This window comes from Streptomyces sp. NPDC004126, from assembly GCF_050275515.1.
Classification (GTDB): Bacteria; Actinomycetota; Actinomycetes; order Streptomycetales; family Streptomycetaceae; genus Streptomyces.
Genome location: NZ_JBNNPF010000003.1, coordinates 1 through 4,987 on the forward strand (window position 1 = coordinate 1; position 4,987 = coordinate 4,987).

Annotated in this window: 4 protein-coding genes; 3 read left to right on the plus strand and 1 reads right to left on the minus strand. The window is 72.9% G+C overall.

From position 1 onward, the window contains the following. Nucleotides 1-156: 156 nt before the first annotated feature. Nucleotides 157-651 carry a hypothetical protein gene (locus tag ACQKM2_RS04035; RefSeq protein WP_427706317.1) on the minus strand — a complete coding sequence of 165 codons (495 nt, stop codon included), beginning with the start codon at nucleotides 649-651 and terminating at the stop codon, nucleotides 157-159. A 206-nt stretch (nucleotides 652-857) separates the two neighbouring features. Here ACQKM2_RS04035 and ACQKM2_RS04040 point away from each other — a divergent pair, with 206 nt between their 5' ends. The 3 genes from ACQKM2_RS04040 to ACQKM2_RS04050 all read left to right on the plus strand — a co-directional run bounded on the left by ACQKM2_RS04040 (nucleotide 858) and on the right by ACQKM2_RS04050 (nucleotide 4,891). Further along, nucleotides 858-1,832, plus strand: coding sequence for a SigB/SigF/SigG family RNA polymerase sigma factor (locus ACQKM2_RS04040; protein WP_427706319.1), 975 nt, complete (start codon nucleotides 858-860; stop codon nucleotides 1,830-1,832). A 204-nt stretch (nucleotides 1,833-2,036) separates the two neighbouring features. Further along, nucleotides 2,037-3,098, plus strand: coding sequence for a quaternary amine ABC transporter ATP-binding protein (locus ACQKM2_RS04045; RefSeq protein WP_427706321.1), 1,062 nt, complete (start codon nucleotides 2,037-2,039; stop codon nucleotides 3,096-3,098). Beyond that, entirely contained in the window at nucleotides 3,098-4,891 is a 1,794-nt protein-coding gene (locus tag ACQKM2_RS04050; RefSeq protein ID WP_427706323.1) for an ABC transporter permease/substrate binding protein, read from the plus strand. Before ACQKM2_RS04045 ends, ACQKM2_RS04050 begins: the two co-directional genes overlap by 1 nt. Nucleotides 4,892-4,987: the final 96 nt, after the last annotated feature.

A 4,987-nucleotide genomic window follows, 5' to 3' on the forward strand; every position in this document is an offset into this window, starting at 1 on the left:
GGGCTGCGCCCGGACCCCTTCCTGGGGGCTCCGCCCCCAGACCCCCGCGCCTCGAACGCCGGCGGGGCTGCGCAGACCTCAGGACCGCCCCGAAGCCGCAGGGCCCTGCCGCCCTGCCTCCCGCGCGTCGATCGCCGGCGGGGCTGCGCAGGCCCGTCAGGGGCGGGCCGGGGCCGACGGGCCCGACGGGGCCCGCACCCCCCAGGCCGGCTCGCCGCCCGTGGTGTCGCCATCGCCCGAGTCCGGCTCGAAACCCCCGGGGTCGTCACCCTCCTCGGCACCCACGCCCGCCATGGCCCCAGCGGCCCCCTCGGCACCCACGACCTCCGAGGCACCCCCGTCACTCCCGGAGGGCACGGCGCCGCCGTCACTCCCGGCACCCCCGGAGGGCACGGCATCCCCTGAACCCCCGGAGGGCACGGCGCCGGTCAGGAGGGCGAGTAGGCCGGCCACCTCCACGCCCGCCTCCGCCGGGTGCCGGAACATGGCTCCCGGTGAGATCTCGTAGCGGTTGCGCCGGCCGTCGCGGGCGCGCCGCAGGTAGCCGTCCGATTCGAGGTCGGCCACGATCGCCTGGACCGTGCGCTCCGTGAGCGCGCAGACCAGGGCGACATCCCTCAGCCGCGCCGCCGGGTCCCGGGCGATGGTCACCAGGACGCGCGCGTGATTTGTGAGAAATGTCCAGTTCTGTCGGCGTGTCATGCTCCCCATCCCGCCATGATGCGGCACGTGTTTCGCGCGGAACAAGACGCGAAAAGTGTTTCCGGTATTTCTTGACGTGTGAGCGGAATCGGTCCAGAGTCGAGGACAGTCAAGGTCCCGCGCCGCAAGCCGACCAGCCCAAGGAGCGAACCCCCATGCCGGTCCCCGCCCACCATTCCCATACCGCCGCCCTCGCCGAGGCCCGTACCCCCGGCCCCCGCAGCCCCGCTCCCCGCCTCCCCGGCCCCCGCCGGAGCGGCCGGGCCGCCGCCCGTGCGGCAGGCCTGCCCCGCGTCGACGAGCCGCGCGAGGTGGCTCCGGCGGACGCCCGGGAGCTGTCGAAGGCGTTCTTCCGGCGGCTGCGAGAGCTGGAGGAAGGCACCGCCGAGCGGCAGTACGTGCGCAACACCCTGATCGAGATGAACGCCTCGCTCGTCCAGTACGCCGTCCGCCGCTTCCGCGGCCGCGCCGAAGGGGCCGCCGGGGACGTCGACGACCTCGTCCAGGTCGGCACCATCGGCCTGATCAAGGCCATCGACCGGTTCGACCCGGCCCGCGAGAACGAGTTCGCCACCCTCGCCATGCCGTACATCACCGGCGAGATCAAACGCCACTTCCGCGACACCGCCTGGGCCGTCCACGTCCCGCGCCGGCTCCAGGAGCTGCGCATCGACATAGCCAAGGCGAAGGAGGAGCTGACGATCCGGCTCGACCGCTCGCCCACGGTCCGCGACCTCGCCGCCTACCTCGACCTCACCGAGGAGCAGGTCATAGAGGGCCTGGTCGCCGCCAACGGGCACACCAGCGGCTCCCTCGACGCCCCGCACGCCGAGCACGGCGACGGCCCCGCCGAGGGCCACACCCTCGCCGAGGTCCTGGGCGAGGAGGAACCGGCCCTGGAGCTCGTCGAGGACATCCAGACCCTGGCCCCGCTGCTGGAACGGCTCAGCGACCGCGAACGCACCATGCTCCGCATGCGCTTCGGCGAAGAGCTGACCCAGGCCCAGATGGGGGCCGCCCTCGGCATCTCCCAGATGCAGGTCTCCCGGCTCCTCACCCGGCTCCTCGCCCACCTGCGCACCTCCATGCTGGCCGACCCCGGTCCGGCCCCCGGGCAGCCCGGCCGCTGACGCACCTCACCCCCTCCTCCGACGTGAGTTGGATCACTTCACCGTTTGCGCAGGCGAAGTCCGGGCATGCGGGCCGCTGGAGCGGAACCACGCGCTCCGGCCGGTGGGCCGGAGCGGCGCGGTCCGCGCGGGCCGATCCCGCCCCGCTCCCCGGCCCGCGGCCCCCGGCGGCGGACCGGACCCGGTACGACCCGCGAGGTGTATGTGTCCACGCTCCAGGCCGAGCACGTCTACAAGGTGTTCGCCAGACGACCCGACCGCCAGGCCGCCGCGGTCCGCGCGCTCGAACGCGGCGCCGACCGCGACGAGCTGCGCGCCGACGGCACCACGGCGGCGGTGATCGACGCCTCGTTCCGCGTCGAGCCCGGCCAGATCTTCGTCGTCATGGGCCTGTCGGGCTCCGGCAAGTCCACCCTCCTGCGGATGCTCAACGGACTGCTGGAGCCCACCTCCGGCCGCATCCTCTTCGACGGCGAGGACCTCACCGCGCTGACCCCGCGCGAGCTGCGCCGCGTCCGCTCCACCCGCGTCTCCATGGTCTTCCAGCACTTCGCGCTCTTCCCGCACCGCGACGTCCTGGCCAACGCCGCCTACGGCCTGGAGGTCCAGGGCGTCCCCCGGGCCGAGCGCGAACGCCGCGGCGCCGAGGCGCTCGCGCTGTGCGGGCTCGGCGGCTGGGAGAACTCCTGGCCCGACGAGCTCTCCGGCGGCATGCAGCAGCGCGTCGGCCTCGCCCGCGCCCTGGCCACCGACGCCGACCTGCTCCTGATGGACGAGTCCTTCAGCGCCCTGGACCCGCTGATCCGCCGCGACATGCAGGACCAGCTCCTCGAACTGCAGCGGACCCTGAAGAAGACCATCGTCTTCATCACCCACGACCTCAACGAGGCCATGCGCATCGGCGACCGGGTCGCCGTCATGCGCGACGGCCGGATCGTCCAGCAGGGCACCCCCGAGGACATCCTCACCCGCCCCGCCGACGAGTACGTCGCCTCCTTCGTCCAGGACGTGGACCGCTCCCGCGTCCTGACCGCCGACGCCGTCATGGACGAGCCCGCCGAGCCCGCCGAGGCCTGCGGCTGCCCCACCGTCAGCGCCGGCACCCCGCTCGCCGACCTCTGCTCCGTCAGCGCCCGCGTCCCCCACCCGGTCGCCGTCACCGGCCCCGACGGCACCGTCGTCGGATCCGTGCCCAAGGACCGGCTCGTCGCCTTCATCGGCGACGAGCAGCGGCCCCCCATGGCCTGCGCGGAGGTGGCAGCCTGATGCCCCGCCTGCACCTCGGAGCCTGGGCCGACAGCGCGGTCGACTTCCTCCAGCGCCACCTGTCCTGGCTCTTCGACACCGTCAGCATGCTGGTCGGGGGCCTCTACGACGGCGTGAACGCCGTGCTGTCCGCCCCCGCACCGCTGCTCTTCGCCGGCCTCCTCGCCCTCGCCGCCTGGTGGCTGCGCGGCCTTCTCGCGGGCCTCCTCGCCTTCGGCGCCTTCGCCCTCGTGGACTCCGTGGCCCTGTGGGACGAAGCCATGGCCACCCTGTCGCTGGTCCTCGTCGCCACCCTCGTCACACTGGCGTTCGCCCTCCCGCTGGGCGTCTGGGCCGCGCGCTCCGAACGGGTCAGCGCCGCTCTGCGGCCCGTACTGGACTTCATGCAGACCATGCCGGCCATGGTCTACCTCATCCCCGGCATCATCTTCTTCGGCGTCGGCGTGGTCCCCGGGATCATCGCCACCATCGTCTTCTCGCTGCCGCCGGGCGTACGCATGACCGAACTCGGCATCCGCCAGGTGGACACCGAACTGGTCGAGGCCGCCGAAGCCTTCGGCACCACCCCGCGCGACACCCTCGTACGCGTCCAGCTGCCCCTGGCCCTGCCCACGATCATGGCGGGCGTCAACCAGGTCATCATGCTCGGCCTGTCCATGGTCGTCATCGCCGGCATGGTCGGCGGCGGCGGACTCGGCGGCGCCGTCTACCGGGCCATCGGCAGCGTCGACATCGGCCTCGGCTTCGAAGCGGGCCTGTCCATCGTCGTCCTCGCCATGTACCTGGACCGGATGACCGGCGCCCTCGGCCGCCAGGTCTCCCCGGTCGGCCGCCGGGCGCAGGCCCTGGCCCGGTCCGCCGCGAGCGGCACCGCCCGGCTGTGGAACCACCGACCGCAGCCCGCGTACGCCGTCACCGCGGCCGTCGTCCTCGCCCTCGTCGCCGGCGGACTGAGCGCCTTCGGCGGCTCCGGCTCGCCGGCCACCGCCACCGGCGCCGAGAACACCGGCAAGGGCCGCAAGATCAGCATCGGCTACATCCCCTGGGACGAGGGCATCGCCTCCACCTTCCTGTGGAAGGAGCTGCTGGAACGGCGCGGCTTCGAGGTGGACGCCCGGCAGCTGGAACTCGGCGCGCTGTTCACCGGGCTCGCCGGCGGCCAGGTCGACCTCCAGACCGACGCCTGGCTGCCCGTCACACAGGCGCAGTACTGGCAGAAGTACGGGAGCAGGCTGGACGACCTCGGCTCCTGGTACGGGCCCACCTCCATCGAGCTCTCGGTCCCCTCCTACGTCAAGGACGTGCGCTCCCTGGAGGACCTCAAGGGCAAGGGAGCCCGGTTCAAGGGCCGGATCATCGGCATCGAGCCCAGCGCCGGAGCCATGTCCGTACTGAAGGAGAAGGTCCTGAAGGAGTACGGACTCGAAGGCGAGTACCAGGTCGTCGACGGATCCACCCCCGGCATGCTCGCCGAGCTCAAGCGGGCCTACGAGAAGAAGGAACCCGTGGTGAGCGTCCTGTGGTCCCCGCACTGGGCGTACTCCACCTACGAGCTGACCAAACTCGCCGACCCCAAGGGCGTCTGGGGCGAGGGCGACGGCATCCACACCCTCACCCGCAAGGGCTTCGCCGACGACGAGCCCGAGGTCGCCGCCTGGCTGCGCTCGTTCAAGCTGACCGAGGCCCAGCTCACCGGCCTGGAGGCGAAGATCCAGGAGACGGGCAAGGGCAAGGAGCAGCAGGCGGTCCGCGCCTGGCTGGCCGACCACCCCGAGGTGGCCGCGCTCGCCTGACCGGACACGCGCCGGGGCGCCCGGGACCAGGCGGTCCCGGGCCGCGAGCAGATCGCCGAACGACTCCTCGAATCCTCCGCCAAGCACTCCTTCGAC

What these genes read in the sequence shown, in the direction of transcription:
- ACQKM2_RS04040 (WP_427706319.1), top strand. Translation starts at nt 858, where the DNA reads ATGCCGGTCCCCGCCCACCATTCCCATACCGCCGCCCTCGCCGAGGCC.
- ACQKM2_RS04050 (WP_427706323.1), top strand. Translation starts at nt 3,098, where the DNA reads ATGCCCCGCCTGCACCTCGGAGCCTGGGCCGACAGCGCGGTCGACTTC.